Consider the following 17,097-nt stretch of genomic DNA (forward strand, 5'->3'; position numbering starts at 1 on the left):
GTCCTATATAGGGTTTAGGGACAGACCGACACGAGTGTCACAGATCTTATGAAAGACGTGACATGAAAGAAAAACACCTAGAAAACGAACTGAAGAAATCAGTTGCAGCCATCGGCGGAATCTGCTGGAAACTCGTGTGCCCCGGCGTCACTGGCGTGCCAGATCGGATCTGTCTGAAGAGCGGACGAGTTGTTTTCGCTGAAGTAAAAGCACCAGGAGCCAAACCTAGACCAATCCAGAATCGCCGTATCAAGCAGCTGCAAGGTCAAGGCTTCCAAGTCTTCGTGGTAGACAGCGTGGATGGGATTGCGGAGGTGGCAAATGCGCTACAAGCCGCATAACTACCAAACCCAGGCAACGGGTTTCATCATCAACCATGACGAAGCCGCAGTGTTCTTAGGTATGGGTTTAGGAAAAAGCGTTATTGCGCTGACCGCGATCTGGCAGCTTGTCCTCGACTACTTCCTCGTACAGCGAGTGCTAGTAATCGCGCCGCTACGCGTGGCACGCGATACCTGGCCTCAAGAAGCGGCCAAGTGGGATCACCTTACGGGGCTGACGTTGGCGGTAGCCGTCGGATCAAAACAAGACCGCCTTCACGCGTTAGCTAAGTTAGCAATGGTGACGGTGATTAACCGGGAAAACGTGCCCTGGCTGGTTGCCCACTACGGCGCGGCCTGGCCTTTCGACATGGTCGTCATTGACGAACTCTCCAGCTTCAAAAACCACCGTGCAAAGCGCTTCGCCACGCTGGTGAAGATGCGACCCTATGTAAGCCGTTGGGTTGGGTTAACCGGAACCCCAGCCTCTAATGGCTTGATGGATCTATGGGCACAGTTCCGACTCCTAGATGGCGGTAGCCGTTTAGGGCGCTATATCTCCCGGTTTAGGGATCGCTGGTTCGTACCTGATAAACGCGGCGGCATGCAGGTGTTTACCTATAAACCGCGAGCAGGTGCTGAAGATGAGATCTATGAGGCCATCTCGGATATGACATTGTCGATGCGCACCACTGACCACCTCACTTTGCCTGAGCTGACGCTAACAACCACGAAGGTAAAACTCGCCGATCAAGAGCGGGCAGTATATGAGCGTCTAGAGCAGGATTTAGTGATCGAGTTGAACGGGCAAGTAGTGGATGCGGCTAACGCGGCAGTCCTATCTGGAAAACTCCTACAACTGGCAAGCGGCGCTATCTACGACGAAAACGGAGATGTCATTGCTGTTCATGGCGCGAAGCTGGATGCACTCGAAGATTTGGTTGAGGCGGCGAACGGGCAGAACCTCCTCGTTGCCTACTGGTACAAACACGACCTGGAACGCATCATCGAGCGCTTCCCGCAAGCCCGGCCCCTAAAGACCGCTGAGGATATAGCGGCTTGGAACAACGGAGAGATCGCTCTCGGTTTGATTCACCCGGCCTCTGCCGGCCATGGCCTGAATCTACAAGCAGGCGGGCACCTACTCATCTGGTTCTCCCTGACCTGGAGTCTGGAGCTGTATCAGCAAACTAACGCCCGGCTTTACCGGCAAGGCCAAACCCAGCCGGTAACGATCACTCACCTGGTCGCTGAAAAAACCCTCGATGAGGCAGTACTTACAGCCCTAGACGCCAAGAACCTCACCCAGACTGCCTTGATCGAGGCAATCAAAACACAACTGGCAAACCACTCTAGATAAGGAGAAATCATGATGCATGTGATGACGAAATACTTAGATACCCGCAAGGCAGCAATCAGCGCCCTAGAGGACTACCCACTGATGGAACAAGCAGCCAGCCAAGACACGCAAGCTGAGGCAAACCAGCTACGCGAAGACCTCGCCAGCCCCACTAGCCCCAAAATCACTGGCATGCCCCGCTCACGCGACCCCCACGCTGGTGAACGCCGCATAGCTGCCACCCTCGACAAGATTGATCTGCTCGCAGCCCGTAGCCAACAAGCCCAAGAGTACCTGGACTGGTTCCTGCCCGCCTGGCAAGCACTCAAGACCGATGACCAGTTCGTGTTGGAAAACTTCTTCCTCGGCCAAGGCAATCAAGACGAACGAGTCCAAATGATCGGTGACCACTTCTATATTGAACGAGACAGTGTCTACCGGCGAAAGAACCGAGCATTAGATCGCCTGGCAGTAGCGCTATATGGCAGACGCTAACTTGCACCCATGCGTTAGCAAGTATCCGAACCCTGCTATGGAAATCGTTACTTAACCCTGAAATACTGTAGGTGGTTGAAAATATAGGAACGAGCCCTCCGGCAAGCAGTTATCACTGCCCGGAGGGTTTCGTCTTGCCTAGCAAAGGAGGGTGAGGCTGGTGCCAAGCAAACCAAAACGTCCCTGCTCTGCGCCTGGCTGTCCCGAACTAACTCGCGAAAGGTTCTGCCAGATCCACGCCAAAAAGGCAGACAAGAACTACCGTAAGTTTCAACGTGACCCGAGAATCAACAAGCGTTACGGTGCACGCTGGCGACGCATCCGTGCCGCATACATTTCCCAGCATCCTCTATGTGAAGACTGCCTGGAAAAAGGAGTGACCACCCCAGTTCAGGAAGTCCACCACGTCCTGCCCTTAGAGCATGGTGGCAGCCACGACTTTTCTAACCTGCGCAGCCTGTGCAAACCCTGCCACTCCAGGCAGAGCGCGTTAGACGGTGACAGATGGAGGCAAGGCTTACGGGTTTATCTCTATGAGTCTTCGTCATAGATATCGATGACATGCTCTGGTCCAAATTCGATGAAGTTCCCGGCTTCAGCCCCTTCTAAGAAGCCAGGAGTATTGTCGAGCTCTCCAACATAGCTTTCACCTTGCACATCTGTAATGCGTACCCACATACGCTCTGCACCAGGTTCATCTCCCTCTGGGGTATCCAGCGAGAAGATTAGCTTGACGAAGTCACCTACTTGTAAATTTTCTCGAGTGTAGCGATCTGGGATCCAAAAAGTATCGGGAAATTCCGCATGTATTTGCTCCGCATTCTCTAGGTGGAAATCCACGGGAATCGGCATTTCAAAATTTTCATAATCCATGGTTCGATTTTATCAAGTTGCTGCGAAACGTTTGGGATGTCTGGTTAGGGGTTGGGGGCCTCGAATCTCTACAGCTTCGGCGAAGGTCAGCGGGCGGGGCCAACCGTGCGCAAAGTCCCCGAATCAAACAAGGTATTAACACTTCGGGCTTCGTCGGCAGTACCAGTGAGGGGTGAAATCCCGCTGAGTGTTGCTCGGTTTTCTTGCGCTTTGTCCGTCCGGATTTGGGTTTCCCAGGGACGTACAGGTGAGGGCAAAAAACTCGGAGCTTCTCATCCGGTGTTCTGGATCCCTCTCTGGCAGGTGTTCGCCTGTCTTGAGTTAACAAACTGGTTTCTAAAAAGGAGGAATCATGACAGATCAAATGGTGCTAAAAACACAGCAATGGCTCAATCGCACCTATAGGAGCAAGGCTGGATTCGGTTCAGTCGTAGAGGACGGATATACCGGCTGGGGCACGGTCAACGCTTTGATTCGGGCCCTGCAAATCGAGCTGGGTATTACGACAACGGCGAACAATTTCGGACCGGGAACTATCAGTCGCTTCCAGTCTCGGTGGCCTAACGGCATCCACCAGCAGGATGACGGTGCGCAGGAGACTTCTAATGTGTACGGCATTATCCAAGGTGCTTTGTGGTGTAAGGGATATTCTGCTGGTGCCAGCGATATCACTACGCATTTCTATAGCGGAACTGGAAAGGCCATCAAACAGCTTAAGAGCGACATGGGCATTGGTGGAGATTCCACTGTGACGCTCGACGTCATGAAAGCGCTGTTGTCAATGCAGCAATTCGTCCTGCTTCGCTCTTATGGGGGCATTTCAGCGATTCGGCAAGCACAGCAACAAATCAACCAACAGTATCGCGCTTATACCGGAATCATCCCAACCGATGGACTCTACGGTCGGGAAATGAACACTGCTCTGATTCAGGTCTTGCAAGCCATTGAAGGATTTAGCCCTGCGGAAGCCACAGGTAATTTCGGCAATGGCACCAAAGCGCGTCTAACAATAGTTACACCCAGCAATGCGGCAAGTTTACCGAAGTGGGCTTGGCTAGCTCAGGTTGCTCTAGTGTGTAACCGGATTTCTCCCGATATCTATCCTTCTGCACAAACCGCACTGTCAACGTTCGTTCCGCAATTCCAAGCAAAGTATCAGCTCCCACGAAGCGGGGTGGTCGACTCGACTACATGGATGAGCCTGTTGACCTCGAAAGGTGATCCGAATCGCGCCTGCAAAGCATGCGATACACGCTTCGAGATTACGGCTGAGCGACTCAACCTACTTAAGGCGAACGGCTATGAGATTGTGGGGCGTTACCTGACTGAGCCGAATCAGGATTCAAAAGATCCGTCTGACTATTTCAAAGCAATTCGCCCCGGAGAACTTGAACGCATCACCAACGGAGGAATGAAGTTCTTCCCGATTTTCCAGGAGTACTCAACCAAGCTTCGACATTTCACGCGGGAAAACGGCGCTCGGCACGCGACGCTCGCAAGGCAAGCAGCCCAAAGACTTGGCATTCCGGGAACGTATATCTATTTCGCAGTTGATTTCGACGCGACCGACCCCGAGGTCACAAGTCACATTCTTCCGTATTTCCAGGGTGTGCGTGGAAGCCTGGGAGGCGGATACAAAGTAGGCATCTACGCCTCGCGTAACATTTGTAGCCGCATCATTAAAGCCGGCTACGCTGGAAGCGCGTTCGTCTCGGACATGTCTACAGGATTTTCTGGCAACCTTGGCTTCCCTATTCCTGACGATTGGAACTATGACCAGTTCACTGAAATCAGTGACTACAAGGGTGCTGGTTTTGACCTAGACAGGGTCGCCTATTCAGGACAAGCAGCGGCAGTTGATCATGTTGCTCCTTCGAGTGCCGGTGGCGCTGCGCCCGACACCAGCATTGATTACACCAAGCTGGCTCCGATTGATCTGATCTGGCATTTAGAGAAACGCTTCGAAGAACTTCGTGCCAGTGGCAAGGTTGGAAAAGACTACGTTGCGGGTTCTCATGGTGCGGGAACGCGGATTGCCGTTCCGACTTGGCGTTGCATCCTCAACTATTTAGCAAAAGCCTACCTGCGTGACGGTGGTAGTGGATCTGCGGTGAATTGGTCCGTGTCTGCCGAAAGTTTCAGGAGTGCTGACGCGAGCGTACTCGAGAAGGACGCTGTAGGCAAGAAGATCATCGCTGCCTTGAATCGCTATATTGATAACACGTGGCGGCAATCCATGACCGACAAGACCGGAGAATCGGTTGATCTGGCGCATCTGGCGGCAACAACACTTGGATACACCAACTGGAATGTTATCCCTGATGCGTGGACTGGCTGGGCCGGAGACCTAGCTACTGCCATGGAGAATATTCAGAAAACACTTGAGTGGAATCCCAGTGCGAACCTGGATCAGGTGGCCACAGCTCTAATCGGTCAAGGTAACGATTACCGTCAGCATCCTGGCTTGAAGGGGCTAGTACTTGACAAGAAAAACGACAAGGGAAAATGGGAATCGGTAGGAAACAACTGTAACCGTGACGATCTCTGCTGTGACGGAGATGCCATCGTTATCGCTAACACGCTAGAAAACGGCAACGACTCCAACGCTCATCTTCTGTCAGCAACATTGCGAGAGTACTACAACAATTCCAGCAAACTTGCCAACAGATTCAAGCAGATTGGCTGGAGCTTGGGGGCGAATAATTCCACTGAGGCATATCAGAAAATAAGTGAATATGCCGACTTGGATAGCGCCGTTTTAGGATGGTTCCTGGCTGGATACGTCAAGGAAGAGATTCGTTTGACAGCTTGCCGAAAGCTAGCTGAATTCATCTACCGATAATTGATTTGGTCTTTTCCTTGGTGTGGCGCTTGGGTAAAAACGCTAAACCCAAGCGCTACACCACCAGCAACAAGAGCGCCGATGGCGGGAACGGAAAACTGGCTCAGCAGTTGAGAAAAAGAATCACTATGAACTAACGAGCCGACACCATCGAGTGAAAAGAGAAAAGCTGAGAGTCCGATAAAGGCTCCTGCTGAAAGTTGCAACGCGCGGGCAGATTGAATACCGATGAAATGCTTATTAAAAAGCAGAAGAAGAATCGTGAAACACACATACATGAGTGGCATCAATAAGAAGACCACAAAAAATCTCTGATCCTGATCCTTGCACCGTAGAAAGATGGCGGCGAAAAGCCACGCGCCGACAAAATATGCCAGAGCGGATACAAGAAACACAGATATTTTTTTGATGACCAGTCCCTTCAACTTTTCGCTACACATTTTGATACGGCAACGGCATCAGGAGTTGTATGCCCCAATAAGTTCTCATTCTACAAGAAGGGTTTCCCTGCATTGCTAAGGATAGCGCTGATCGGGCGGATGTTGCGTGAATGCAGGCACGAGGCCTGGTGCGTTGAACCCGACAGTCACGAAAAGGCGCACGGGAGCGCCTATACCAGAGGCTCCCGAGTATCTGTCTGTGGTGTACAGCGTGGTAAGAAGCTACTGGGGGGCGGCTTGGTTATGGGGTTGTTCTGGCGGCTTTCTGGTGAATGCACGGAGCTTTTTGATTGCCCATTCGTAGTGGCTTGATGTGGCTGACACGCAGTAGGAGCCGAGCGAGGTTGTGCCCGTCCACGGGAAATGCGCCTTGGTGAATAACTCCTCGTTGGTGAACTCGCCGATGAGAGCCACTACTGCGGTGTGGCTGTCAGCGAGGTTCTCGCGGATAGCCTCAAGCTCAGTGCCCTGATATTGAGTCCAAATCTCTTGGTTGAGCGTTGGCGTGGTTCGCCACGTGTGAGGAAACGGAAGAAACGGTCGAGGCTGACCCTGGCGGTTGGCGTCGACGAAGCCAAGCAACATGCGCTGCCACTCGTGCAGGTGGGCAAGGACGTCGCGCAGGTTTTTGTCCCGCGCCCAGTGGGCTTCTTTACCGATTTGAGTGATGCTGGGATCAAAATTCGTATGCTGATCGTCGGAACTCATGCCCTCAATGAGGCTGTCCAGTTTCGCATACTGCGCCTCGGCGGCATCCAATAGTTCAGTTTTCGTCTTCGGTCTCGGCACGCCACTAATTGTCTCACAGCAGGAAAGCAGATGAAAACCTATGGCGAAAGACGGAACGAACCGGGGTGGCCGCCGTGTGCGGGCAGGTGCGAAACCCGATCCGCTGAATGCGAAGCTCGCAGCTGGCCGCCCAGCCACGCGGCTTGATGATCCGCTGGGTGAGCCGTTTGACTTTGAAGGCTCAGATATCGGGGATGGTGCGGTGCTTGCTGGTGAGGTGATGCCGGAGCCTGCCGAGTATCTGTCGGAGATTCAGCGTGATGGTAAACCCCTCGGCGCTGACCTCGTCTACCGAGAAACATGGCAATGGCTCGATCAACGTGGCTGTTCCCAGTTCGTCGCACCGCGCTTGATCGAATCCTATGCGCAGGCGTTCGCGCGTTATGTGCAGTGTGAACAGGCGATCTCCAAGTTCGGCTTGCTCGGCAAACACCCAACCACAGGGGCTGCGATCGCATCCCCTTTCGTTGCTATGTCCCAGTCTTTCGGGAAGCAAGCGAACGTGTACTGGTACGAGATTTACGAGATAGTGCGCGCCACCTGCACCAGCGACTACTCAGGTTCGGCGCCGGGTGATGACGTGATGGAGCGCCTGCTGCAAGCCCGCTCCTAACACCCCTTTGATTCTCGTGTGCCTGCCCGAGATGGGTGGGCACTTTTCTATGTCCCGATTCTTTGGAAAGTGAGTGTGTATGTCTGTTACGAAGACTGCTGAGGCCGTGTGTATCGGCCATCCCGATAAGCTCTGTGATTTGATCGCTGACACGATCCTTGACGATATCCTCTACGAGGATCCTGCTGCCCGCGTTGCAGTAGAAGTGATGGCATCTGGCCGCAGGATCATTGTGACTGGCGAGATCACTTCGAAGGTTCGTCCGCGTATTCGTGAGTCGGTGCGTTACGCGCTGGTGAAGGCGGGTTATGTGCCGTGGAAGTTCCTCGTTTTCGTCTGGACACGCCGCCAATCCCCAGACATCAACGCAGGAGTTTCCAAGTCCTTGGAGGCTCGCTTCGGAGACACGAGTGAGTTTGCGTTGCAGGGCGCTGGCGATCAAGGCACCGTCTACGGATACGCCACCAACGAAACCCCGCAGCGTTTGCCATTGCCGCTCGTACTCTCGCATGAGATCTGTGGGCGTCTTGATGACGCCCGCAAGGACGGCACGATCAGCGGTATCAAGTCCGATGGTAAGGCGCAGGTGACGGTTCGCTACGACGCCGCCGGACAACCCGTAGCAGTCGAAACCGTGGTGGTGTCGATCCAACACGACGCTACGAAGACTCTGGACGAGCTTGCGGCTGAGGTCAAAACACTGATCGTCGCACCCGCGTGTAAGCCGTATCTGCCAATTAGCGCTGACACCGAGATTCTGGTGAATCCCTCGGGCTTGTTTACGGTGGGTGGTTCAAAGGCAGACACGGGGCTCACTGGTCGCAAGCTGATGGTCGACACTTACGGCGGTCTCGCCCCACATGGTGGTGGGGCGTTCTCGGGTAAGGACGCGTCCAAGGTTGACCGCTCGGGTGCGTATATGGCGCGTCTGATAGCCAAGACTATCGTCGACTCCGGTCTTGCGCAGGAATGCCAGGTCGCGATTTCCTATGCGATTGGGAAGGCTGATCCGGTCGCCTTCACCATCGACACGCTCGGCAGTGGTGAATACTCCGACAAGATCCTGACCGAGGCTGCGCGTGAGGTGTTTCCGCTACGCCCAGGAGCGATCATTGACGCTTTGGGGTTGCGAGCACCCGGCTACACCCGCTACTCGACCTACGGACACTTCGGCCATGCCGGTTTGCACTGGGAGAACTCGTTCGCTCACGTCGACGCATTAAAGAAGGCGGTGACCACACATGCTCATGAAACCAATGCCCATCAGTGAACTCAAGCCCGCTGACTACAATCCGCGTAAAGACCTCCAGCCTGGCGATGCCGAATACGAGAAGCTCAAGCGATCCTTGACCGAGTTCGGCTACGTCGAACCCGTCATCTGGAACTCCACCACTGGCAACATCGTCGGTGGACACCAGCGTTTGAAGGTGCTCGAAGATCTCGGCCACACGGACGTGGACGTGATCGTTGTTGAGCTCGATGAGACCCGCGAGAAAGCACTCAACATCGCGCTCAACAAGATCAGCGGCGAATGGGACAACGACAGACTTGCCCTCCTCATCGCCGACCTCGATGCTTCGGATTTCGATGCTGAACTCACCGGTTTCGACGACGCCGAAATCCAGCAGTTGATCGGCTCCTTGGATGAGAACGAGGTTGAGGACGACGACTTCGACCTTACCGCCGCACTCGAAGCATCCGCGTTCGTGGAGCGTGGGGATATCTGGACGCTTGGCCGTCACCGACTCGTGTGCGGCGACGCCACCAGCGTCGAGGACGTCGAGTTGTTGATGGATGGTAAACGTGCGAATCTTGTGTTGACTGATCCGCCATATAACGTCGCCTTCGAATCAGGATCCGGATTGTCCATCAAGAACGACAAGATGGATGGCGATAAGTTCTACGATTTCCTGCTATCAGCGTTTTCGAACATGGTGGGCGTGTGTGAGAAGGGCGCGTCCGCGTATGTGTTCCACGCTGACACTGAAGGCTTGAACTTCCGCCGCGCCTTCGTTGAGGCAGGCTTTTACCTGTCGGGCTGTTGTATTTGGGTTAAAGATTCCCTCGTATTGGGACGTTCCCCGTATCAGTGGCAGCACGAGCCGGTGCTATTCGGGTGGGTGAAGACGGGTAAGCACAAGTGGTACGCCGACCGGAAACAAACCACGATCTGGAACTTCGCCAAGCCCCGCCGTAATGCTGACCACCCGACCAGCAAGCCGCTGGATTTGTTGGCGTATCCGATCGGGAACTCCACGCAGGCCAACGCGATCGTGCTCGACACCTTCGCAGGCTCAGGCTCCACACTCATGGCAGCTGAGGCAACCGACCGCATCTGCTATTGCATGGAGCTTGATGAGAAATACGCGAGCGTTATTTTGCGCCGTTATGCCGAACATACAGGGGACGCTGCCGGGATTACTTGCCTGCGAGGCGGCAAGGAATACGCGTATTTGGATTTGGTGCGCGATGTTGAGGGGGGTGAACCGTGAGTGAGTTGACGTTGGGTTCCTTGTTTGATGGCTCGGGTGGTTTCCCTCTCGCAGGTATTCAGGCGGGTATTCGTCCTGTGTGGGCGAGTGAAATCGAGCCATTCCCGATTCTCGTTACGACCCGCCGTCTGCCGCAGCTCACTCATGTGGGTGATGTGACCACGGTCAACGGGGCTGATGTTGATGCGGTGGATGTGATCACGTTTGGTTCTCCCTGCCAAGACCTATCCGTTGCAGGTAAACAAGCAGGCCTGGCGGGTGAACGCTCGGGTCTGTTCTTTCATGCTGTACGAATTATTGACCAGATGAGGAAAGCAACCCATGGAATGTTTCCACGCTACGCGATCTGGGAGAATGTCCCTGGCGCGTTCTCCTCACACAAAGGATCCGATTTCGCCACCGTCCTTACCACGCTCACGCGCATCGTCGACCCGAGCACGCCTGATATGCCTGTCCCTGAGGGTGGATGGCCGTACGCGGGATGTGTCATGGGTGAGGGATTCTCACTGGCATGGCGTGTACTCGATGCGCAACATTTCGGCCTCGCCCAACGACGCCGCCGCATCTACCTTGTCGCAGATTTTGCAGGCCGATCCGCACCCGAGATTCTTTTTGAGCCCGCGAGCTTGCCAAGGAATCCTGAATCGTGCGGCACGCAAGAACAAGACCATGCCCACACCCCTGAAGCAAGCCTTGGAGGCCGTAGCAGCTCGGTGATGTTGTTGGATCATCATCCGCAGGACTCGAGGTTGACCGTTAACTCCTCGGGGGTGGTGCAGACGCTGACTGCCCGGATGGGCAACTCACCCACCAACGTCCCCATCCTCCTCGACGCCCCAGAAGAACGCAGGGTGTTTGGCCTGAATTCGATCCACCAGTCCCGCAGCGGTGGCGGCCACTACGGCTACGAAGCGGAAGTGTCGAAAACCCTCGACTTGAAAGGCGGGGAGCCGACCTGCAATCAGGGCGGCATGGTCATCTTGGAGCCCGTCTATGCCGCATCCAAGGCCGACTATTTCACCCGCGTCACCAAGGATCAGGCAGGTGCGCTGCTGGCCACGGATTACACCGATCCGCCCATGGTCGCCAGCTCGTCGCTGTGCCCCAGGCGGTTGACGCCGGTCGAGTGTGCCCGGTTGCAGGGGTTTCCTGACGATTGGTGTGACGGTCTTGCTATCGAGGATCCGACAAGCGAGGACATCGAGTATTGGACGGGCATTTGGGCTACCTGGAACTTGGCGCGCGGCGTGAAACCACGAACCGCACGCCAAGTCACTACTTGGTTGGAGAATCCAACCAGTGATAGTGCCCAGTACAAGTTGTGGGGTAACGCGATCGCTTTGCCCGTTGCTCGCCACGTCCTTGAAAGACTGAAGAATTTTGCTCGCGCAGGGACTGGATAAGCACTCGCACCTATGGCTGTATGTACATGACCAAACAAACCCCGACAAGGGGGAAACATGAGATGGAGGATGGTCATGAGTGATCTACATATCGAGATCAGCGAGATGCTGGAGGCAGGCATCAACATCTGGGACATTGAAGAAGCCCTCGACATTGCACGAAAGTGGAACTTCTCCCTGGTTGCCGGTGCGATCGAACACGACCCGCATGGCTATCTGCGACTGGTTGATTCTTGGTTTGAACAGGTGACCCGATGACCACGATCGAGTTTACCCCGAACAAGGCTGGGCGTAAGAAACTCGCCGAAGTCATCGCGGAACATCTTGGCGTGAAAGCCAGGTATGCTGGCATGCCCACCTTTGACTATCTGATTGGTGAGGCGCGGTTGGATCGGGACTGGGTGCTCCACCTCCCAGACAACGCAGACGGCGACGCGATAACCGACGCCGCGAGCGCGGCCGGGTTTGCGCCTGCGGGTGAGGTTTACGGACTCACGCTCACATTCCCCACGACCAGGTGGGACGAGGCCACAGGCGCGAAGCTCGACGCCCTGCTCGCCTCCAAGGGAGCACTCATCGCTAAGGCACTGGTTATTCCTGCTACGCCCATGGCGATCGATGAGGCGGAAGGGACCGTTGAGTTTGCCTGGTTTGACCAGCTCCCAGATGCGGAGGTGATTGAAGCGGTCAGCGTGCTGATTCAGCTCATGATCGAGCACGCGAAAACCGCCACGAGAGTCTCCGCGAAGCCTGCCAAGACAGGTGGAAATGACAAGTATGCGATGCGCTGCTGGTTGCTGCGCCTGGGCATGATCGGCGACAACTACAAGCACGTGCGCCGAGTCCTGCTAGCGAATCTGGAAGGCAACGCAGCATGGAAAACCCTGCCCAAATCCGACCACTGAGTTCCTTGCGGAGAACCGGCGAAAAGCGACTGGATAACCGCGCACACCTATGGCTGTATGTACATGATCGAACAAGAAATAAAGGAGCGAGGTCATGAATACCAGCAAGGTCACGATGGAGCAGCTGCAGATCGCGACCGACAGCTACGGCACGGTTATCGCCTACGGAGACTTCGTCCTCGCCTCGGCATACCGGCACCTGGGCAAAGGCCGGATCGGAAACGACGCCCGCGTCTACAAACTCGCCGAGCAGCCCATCCCTGGCTGGGGATCGGACGCCCGCAGTTTCATTGAATGCGAACTCGCCCTGGTTGCTGAGGCTGAGGAACTGTTCGAAGACGCCGGCCACGCCATCGCCTGGGCGCTTGCCCACACCAACTAACCAGCACAGGAAGGAGCCTGAAGGGCGTGATGCGCACTCTCGACACCTACACGCCGACCCGATTCATGGCCACAGGCTCACGCTACGACAAGCGTAAAGCCGACTTCGCGGTCGCGTTCATCCAAGCCTTAAAGCACACCAAAGGCCGCTGGTCAGGCAAGCCCTTCCAGCTCATCGACTGGCAAGAGCAAATCATCCGCGACCTGTTCGGCACTGTCAAAGAAGACGGCTACCGCCAATTCACCACCGCCTACGTCGAGATACCCAAAAAGATGGGCAAAAGTGAGCTCGCCGCCGCAATTGCGCTACTACTCACCTGCGGGGATGGTGAAGAACGCGCTGAAGTGTATGGGTGCGCGGCTGATCGCCAGCAAGCATCCATTGTGTTTGAGGTCGCAGCGGACATGATTCGCATGAGTCCAGCGCTGTCCAAACGCGTCAAGATTCTTGCCTCGCAGAAGCGGATCATCTACAAGCCCACCAACTCCTTCTACCAGGTGCTGAGCGCGGAGGCGTATTCGAAGCACGGGTTCAACATCTCCGGCGTTGTCTTCGACGAACTCCACACCCAACCCAACCGTGCCTTGTTCGACGTCATGACGAAAGGATCAGGCGACGCGCGCACCCAACCCCTGTACTTCCTCATCACGACAGCGGGTACCGACACGCATAGCATTTGTTATGAGCAACACCAAAAAGCCCAAGACATCCTAGATGGCAAAAAGCACGACCCCACGTTCTACCCGGTGATCTATGGGGCGGCGCAAGATGATGATTGGACCGACGAGGACGTGTGGCATAAGGCTAACCCGAGCTTAGGGATCACTGTCCCGATCGAGAAAGTCCGCCAAGCCTGCACGAGCGCGAAACAAAACCCAGCCGAAGAAAACACATTCCGCCAACTTCGCCTCAACCAATGGGTCAAACAAAGCGTGCGGTGGATGCCCATGCACATCTGGAACCAAAACTCAGCACCCGTCGACCTGTCAGATTTGGAAGGACGCGTGTGTTACGGCGGCCTCGACTTGGCTTCCACGACGGACATCACTGCTTTCGTTCTCGTATTCCCACCCTACGGGGACGATGACAAATATACGGTCGCGCCATGGTTTTGGATACCCGAAGACAACCTCAAACTAAGGGTTGCCCGTGATCACGTGCCCTACGACCTGTGGCAACAGCAAGGCTTCCTACAAACCACTGAGGGCAACGTCGTCCACTACGGCGCAATTGAAGCCTTCATCGAGCAACTCGGTGAACGCTTCGATATCCGCGAGATCGCATTCGACCGGTGGGGCGCAGTCCAAATGAGCCAAAACCTTGACGAAGCAGGTTTCACGGTTGTTCCGTTTGGGCAAGGCTTCAAAGACATGAGCCCACCATCCAAAGAACTCATGAAACTCGCTTTAGAGGGAAAACTGGCACATGGCGGGCATCCAGTGCTTTCGTGGATGGTAGACAACATTCACGTCCGCACCGACCCAGCAGGAAACATCAAACCCGACAAACAAAAGAGCACCGAGAAGATCGACGGCGTCGTCGCAACAATCATGGCCCTCGACCGCGCCATCCGAAACGGCACCGGGCACGTCAGCGGCAGTGTTTATGACGAACGCGGCCTACTCGTGCTGTGAGCACGCTCATGGATGAACGCGCCGATGCCTGCGCCGATCAGTCCCAAGATCGAGTAGGCGACGCCGTAGATGAGGGCTGAATCGTTGTAGTACACGAACAGTGTGGTCAAGAACCCTGCGAACGGGGCCAGTAGCCACCACCAGCCGAACCCGTGGCGTGCCCCATCGATAACGCTCAAAACGATGGTGAGTAGTGGAAACGCGAGGAAGAGCAACGCGATGAACCACTTGGCGTTGGGATCGCTCAGCCTGCTGATCCACATGGAAATGAGCGGCAACAACCAAAATGCCGCTAGCAGGACACTCATCAGTGCCCACGACTGTTTTGAGGGCGCTTTCATATTCCAATTCTACATGTGAAAGGACACCGCATGAGTTTTCTGAATTGGCTGCGTGGCGACACCACCCGCTCCGCTGACGATCACGCGATCAGCTCTGGCTACAGCTTTTTCTTCGGGGCAACGAGCTCTGGCCGTCCGGTGACAGAACGCAGCGCGATGCAAATGACCGCCGTCTACTCATGCGTGCGGATTTTGGCTGAAGCTATCGCGGGTCTGCCGTTGCATGTTTACCAGCAGAGCAGTGATGGGGCGAAGGTGAAGGCGCTCGACCATCCCTTATACCGGCTGTTGCATGATGAGCCGAACCCTGAAATGACATCCTTTGTCTTTAGGGAAACTCTGATGACGCATTTGCTTCTTTGGGGTAATGCGTTCGCCCAAGTGCTGCGCAACGGTAAAGATGAAGTGATTGGTTTGTATCCGTTGATGCCGAACCGGATGATGGTGGGGCGCGACGAGGCTGGGCGACTCTATTACGAGTATCAGCGCACCTGGGACGAACCAGCTGGACGCTTCGACACGGTGCGACTCTCGGCGCGCGAGGTGCTGCACATTCCAGGGTTGGGCTTTGACGGGCTGGTTGGTTATAGCCCGATTGCGATGGCAAAGAATGCCATCGGCCTCGCCCAAGCAACAGAAGACTACGGCGCATCGTTTTTTGCTAACGGTGCTGCACCTGGTGGTGTGTTGGAGCATCCGGGAACGATCAAAGACCCCGCGCGCGTTAGGGAGTCCTGGCAGTCCACGTTCGGCGGAGCCCGCAACGGGAACAAGATCGCTGTGCTCGAGGAAGGCATGAAATACACGCCCATCTCCGTCAGCCCAGAACAAGCTCAATTCCTTGAAACGAGGAAGTTTCAGATCAACGAAATTGCTCGAATCTTCCGCATACCCCCGCACATGATCGGCGACCTCGAAAAATCCTCGTTTTCCAATATTGAGCAGCAGTCGTTGGAGTTTGTGAAGTACACGTTGGACCCGTGGGTGATCCGGTGGGAACAGGCCATCACCAAAACACTCCTCAGCTCGCGTGAAAAACCTGGCGTGTATGTGAAGTTCAACCTCGAAGGCTTGCTACGTGGGGATTACGAATCCCGAATGAATGGTTATGCGGTGGCAAGGCAAAACGGCTGGATGAGCGCCAACGATATCCGCGAACTAGAAAACCTCGATCGCATCAGTCCCGAGGCTGGCGGCGACCTCTACCTCGTCAACGGGAACATGCTCCCGCTCAGTCTCGCAGGTGCATACGCGCAGACAACCGGGTCTGAATCGGAGCCTGAACCGGCTGAGGAACCTATGAGTGAATCTTCTGTAAGGAGGAGGATATGAGACGTTTTTGGAACTGGCTCACACCAGAGCCATCAACTGACCCGGACGCAGATGCAGTCCGGGTTTTGCGCATTAGCGGCACGATCGCTGAAGAATCCTGGTTCGATGACGACATCACACCCAGCATCTTCGCCAGCGAGTTGAACGCTGGGTCGGGGCCGGTGACGATCTGGCTCAACAGCCCGGGTGGTGATGTGGTGGCTGCGGCGCAGATCTACAACATGCTCATCGACTACCCAGGCGAGGTGACCGTCAATATCGACGGTATCGCCGCATCGGCCGCGTCTGTGATCGCGATGGCCGCCACGAAGGTTGCCATGAGCCCGGTGTCGATGTTGATGATTCATAACCCGGCCACCATGGCGGTTGGCGATAAGGACGAACTCGCACGTGCGATGAGCATGCTTGATTCGGTCAAAGAATCGATTCTGAATGCATATCAGGAGAAGACGAACCTGAGTCGGGCGAAGCTGTCCAAGCTCATGGACGCTGAGACGTGGATGGATGCGCGGGCTGCGATCGACATGGGTTTCGCCGACGAACTCCTCACCAACCAACGCGACCCAATGCTTGCGATTGAGCCGGACAACGAGCCGGATGACGATGAGGACGAGGCCGAGTCACCAGACGAACCCGACGAAGACGACGAGGATGAAGATCCGAAGCGCCTGCCGTTTCCACCCAAGAACGCGGGACAAGGCACGGTGTTTTCCCGCCGCGCCTCCGAACAAAAGCTCGTCGCACACCTGACCGCCACATCACCGCCACCTCCGTCGAAGCGAGTGCGTCCACCACTCCCAACCATTCAACCCGCCGTGCCTGTTGGTCGGCGGGTTCTCGATTTGTACGCCGAACTAGCGAACCAACCCCACTGAAAGGACCAACACCCATGACAAC

The 17,097-nt window shown here is 55.4% G+C and carries 19 protein-coding genes; 15 read left to right on the forward strand and 4 right to left on the reverse strand.

From position 1 onward, the window contains the following. Positions 1 to 62: 62 nt before the first annotated feature. From AC1EKS_RS01735 to AC1EKS_RS01750, 4 genes are all read left to right on the forward strand, one after another. Positions 63 to 341, forward strand: a complete 279-nt coding sequence (locus AC1EKS_RS01735) for a VRR-NUC domain-containing protein (RefSeq protein ID WP_481008971.1) — start codon at positions 63 to 65, stop codon at positions 339 to 341. Further along, positions 322 to 1,680 carry an SNF2-related protein gene (locus tag AC1EKS_RS01740; protein ID WP_481008970.1) on the forward strand — a complete coding sequence of 453 codons (1,359 nt, stop codon included), beginning with the start codon at positions 322 to 324 and terminating at the stop codon, positions 1,678 to 1,680. The genes AC1EKS_RS01735 and AC1EKS_RS01740 overlap by 20 nt, the downstream gene beginning before the upstream one ends. A gap of 9 nt (positions 1,681 to 1,689) precedes the next feature. Beyond that, a complete protein-coding gene (locus AC1EKS_RS01745) occupies positions 1,690 to 2,154 on the forward strand; it encodes a hypothetical protein (RefSeq protein WP_481008969.1) in 465 nt (154 codons plus the stop codon). A 160-nt stretch (positions 2,155 to 2,314) separates the two neighbouring features. Then, positions 2,315 to 2,704 (forward strand): HNH endonuclease, encoded by a 390-nt coding sequence (locus tag AC1EKS_RS01750; RefSeq protein ID WP_481008968.1) that lies wholly within the window; start codon positions 2,315 to 2,317, stop codon positions 2,702 to 2,704. On the opposite strand, the gene AC1EKS_RS01755 is transcribed toward AC1EKS_RS01750, so the two are convergent. Next, positions 2,686 to 3,027: a hypothetical protein gene (locus tag AC1EKS_RS01755; protein ID WP_481008967.1), complete on the reverse strand. Its 342-nt coding sequence runs from the start codon at positions 3,025 to 3,027 to the stop codon at positions 2,686 to 2,688. The two genes, AC1EKS_RS01750 and AC1EKS_RS01755, sit on opposite strands and share 19 nt — an antisense overlap. Before the next feature lie 352 nt (positions 3,028 to 3,379). On the opposite strand from AC1EKS_RS01755, the gene AC1EKS_RS01760 reads away from it, so the two are divergent. Next, positions 3,380 to 5,869 carry a glycoside hydrolase domain-containing protein gene (locus AC1EKS_RS01760; protein WP_004007624.1) on the forward strand — a complete coding sequence of 830 codons (2,490 nt, stop codon included), beginning with the start codon at positions 3,380 to 3,382 and terminating at the stop codon, positions 5,867 to 5,869. On the opposite strand, the gene AC1EKS_RS01765 is transcribed toward AC1EKS_RS01760, so the two are convergent. Both AC1EKS_RS01765 and AC1EKS_RS01770 read right to left on the reverse strand, forming a co-directional pair. Beyond that, positions 5,860 to 6,294: a hypothetical protein gene (locus AC1EKS_RS01765; RefSeq protein ID WP_227469326.1), complete on the reverse strand. Its 435-nt coding sequence runs from the start codon at positions 6,292 to 6,294 to the stop codon at positions 5,860 to 5,862. The genes AC1EKS_RS01760 and AC1EKS_RS01765 overlap by 10 nt on opposite strands. 237 nt (positions 6,295 to 6,531) lie before the next feature. Next, positions 6,532 to 7,068: a ClbS/DfsB family four-helix bundle protein gene (locus tag AC1EKS_RS01770; protein WP_240923141.1), complete on the reverse strand. Its 537-nt coding sequence runs from the start codon at positions 7,066 to 7,068 to the stop codon at positions 6,532 to 6,534. 70 nt (positions 7,069 to 7,138) lie between these two features. Here AC1EKS_RS01770 and AC1EKS_RS01775 point away from each other — a divergent pair, with 70 nt between their 5' ends. The 8 genes from AC1EKS_RS01775 (at position 7,139) to AC1EKS_RS01810 (ending at position 14,527) form a co-directional block, all read left to right on the forward strand. Beyond that, on the forward strand, positions 7,139 to 7,711 hold the full coding sequence (locus AC1EKS_RS01775; protein WP_004007621.1) for a P27 family phage terminase small subunit: 573 nt from the start codon (positions 7,139 to 7,141) through the stop codon (positions 7,709 to 7,711). 79 nt (positions 7,712 to 7,790) lie between these two features. Continuing rightward, positions 7,791 to 8,981, forward strand: coding sequence for a methionine adenosyltransferase (gene metK / locus AC1EKS_RS01780; RefSeq protein WP_004007620.1), 1,191 nt, complete (start codon positions 7,791 to 7,793; stop codon positions 8,979 to 8,981). Beyond that, positions 8,953 to 10,203: a site-specific DNA-methyltransferase gene (locus AC1EKS_RS01785; protein ID WP_004007619.1), complete on the forward strand. Its 1,251-nt coding sequence runs from the start codon at positions 8,953 to 8,955 to the stop codon at positions 10,201 to 10,203. Before metK ends, AC1EKS_RS01785 begins: the two co-directional genes overlap by 29 nt. Continuing rightward, the gene (locus tag AC1EKS_RS01790; RefSeq protein ID WP_004007618.1) at positions 10,200 to 11,606 is read left to right on the forward strand and encodes a DNA cytosine methyltransferase; all 1,407 of its coding nucleotides are present in this window, start codon (positions 10,200 to 10,202) and stop codon (positions 11,604 to 11,606) included. Before AC1EKS_RS01785 ends, AC1EKS_RS01790 begins: the two co-directional genes overlap by 4 nt. 75 nt (positions 11,607 to 11,681) lie before the next feature. Further along, complete coding sequence (locus tag AC1EKS_RS01795) at positions 11,682 to 11,864, forward strand: cell division protein (RefSeq protein WP_227469325.1); 183 nt, start codon at positions 11,682 to 11,684, stop codon at positions 11,862 to 11,864. Beyond that, complete coding sequence (locus AC1EKS_RS01800; protein WP_004007616.1) at positions 11,861 to 12,511, forward strand: hypothetical protein; 651 nt, start codon at positions 11,861 to 11,863, stop codon at positions 12,509 to 12,511. Before AC1EKS_RS01795 ends, AC1EKS_RS01800 begins: the two co-directional genes overlap by 4 nt. 94 nt (positions 12,512 to 12,605) lie before the next feature. Beyond that, the gene (locus tag AC1EKS_RS01805; protein WP_004007615.1) at positions 12,606 to 12,893 is read left to right on the forward strand and encodes an Nmad4 family putative nucleotide modification protein; all 288 of its coding nucleotides are present in this window, start codon (positions 12,606 to 12,608) and stop codon (positions 12,891 to 12,893) included. Positions 12,894 to 12,922: 29 nt separating this feature from the next. Further along, positions 12,923 to 14,527 (forward strand): terminase large subunit, encoded by a 1,605-nt coding sequence (locus tag AC1EKS_RS01810; protein WP_004007614.1) that lies wholly within the window; start codon positions 12,923 to 12,925, stop codon positions 14,525 to 14,527. Here the strand turns inward: AC1EKS_RS01810 and AC1EKS_RS01815 are convergent. After that, positions 14,497 to 14,868: a DUF2651 family protein gene (locus AC1EKS_RS01815; protein WP_004007613.1), complete on the reverse strand. Its 372-nt coding sequence runs from the start codon at positions 14,866 to 14,868 to the stop codon at positions 14,497 to 14,499. The genes AC1EKS_RS01810 and AC1EKS_RS01815 overlap by 31 nt on opposite strands. A gap of 30 nt (positions 14,869 to 14,898) precedes the next feature. On the opposite strand from AC1EKS_RS01815, the gene AC1EKS_RS01820 reads away from it, so the two are divergent. After that, positions 14,899 to 16,200, forward strand: coding sequence for a phage portal protein (locus AC1EKS_RS01820; protein ID WP_004007612.1), 1,302 nt, complete (start codon positions 14,899 to 14,901; stop codon positions 16,198 to 16,200). After that, a complete protein-coding gene (locus AC1EKS_RS01825; protein ID WP_481010178.1) occupies positions 16,197 to 17,075 on the forward strand; it encodes a head maturation protease, ClpP-related in 879 nt (292 codons plus the stop codon). Before AC1EKS_RS01820 ends, AC1EKS_RS01825 begins: the two co-directional genes overlap by 4 nt. The last annotated feature ends 22 nt before the right edge of the window (positions 17,076 to 17,097 follow it).

It is taken from the genome of Varibaculum sp. C0165D1 (genome assembly GCF_056590355.1).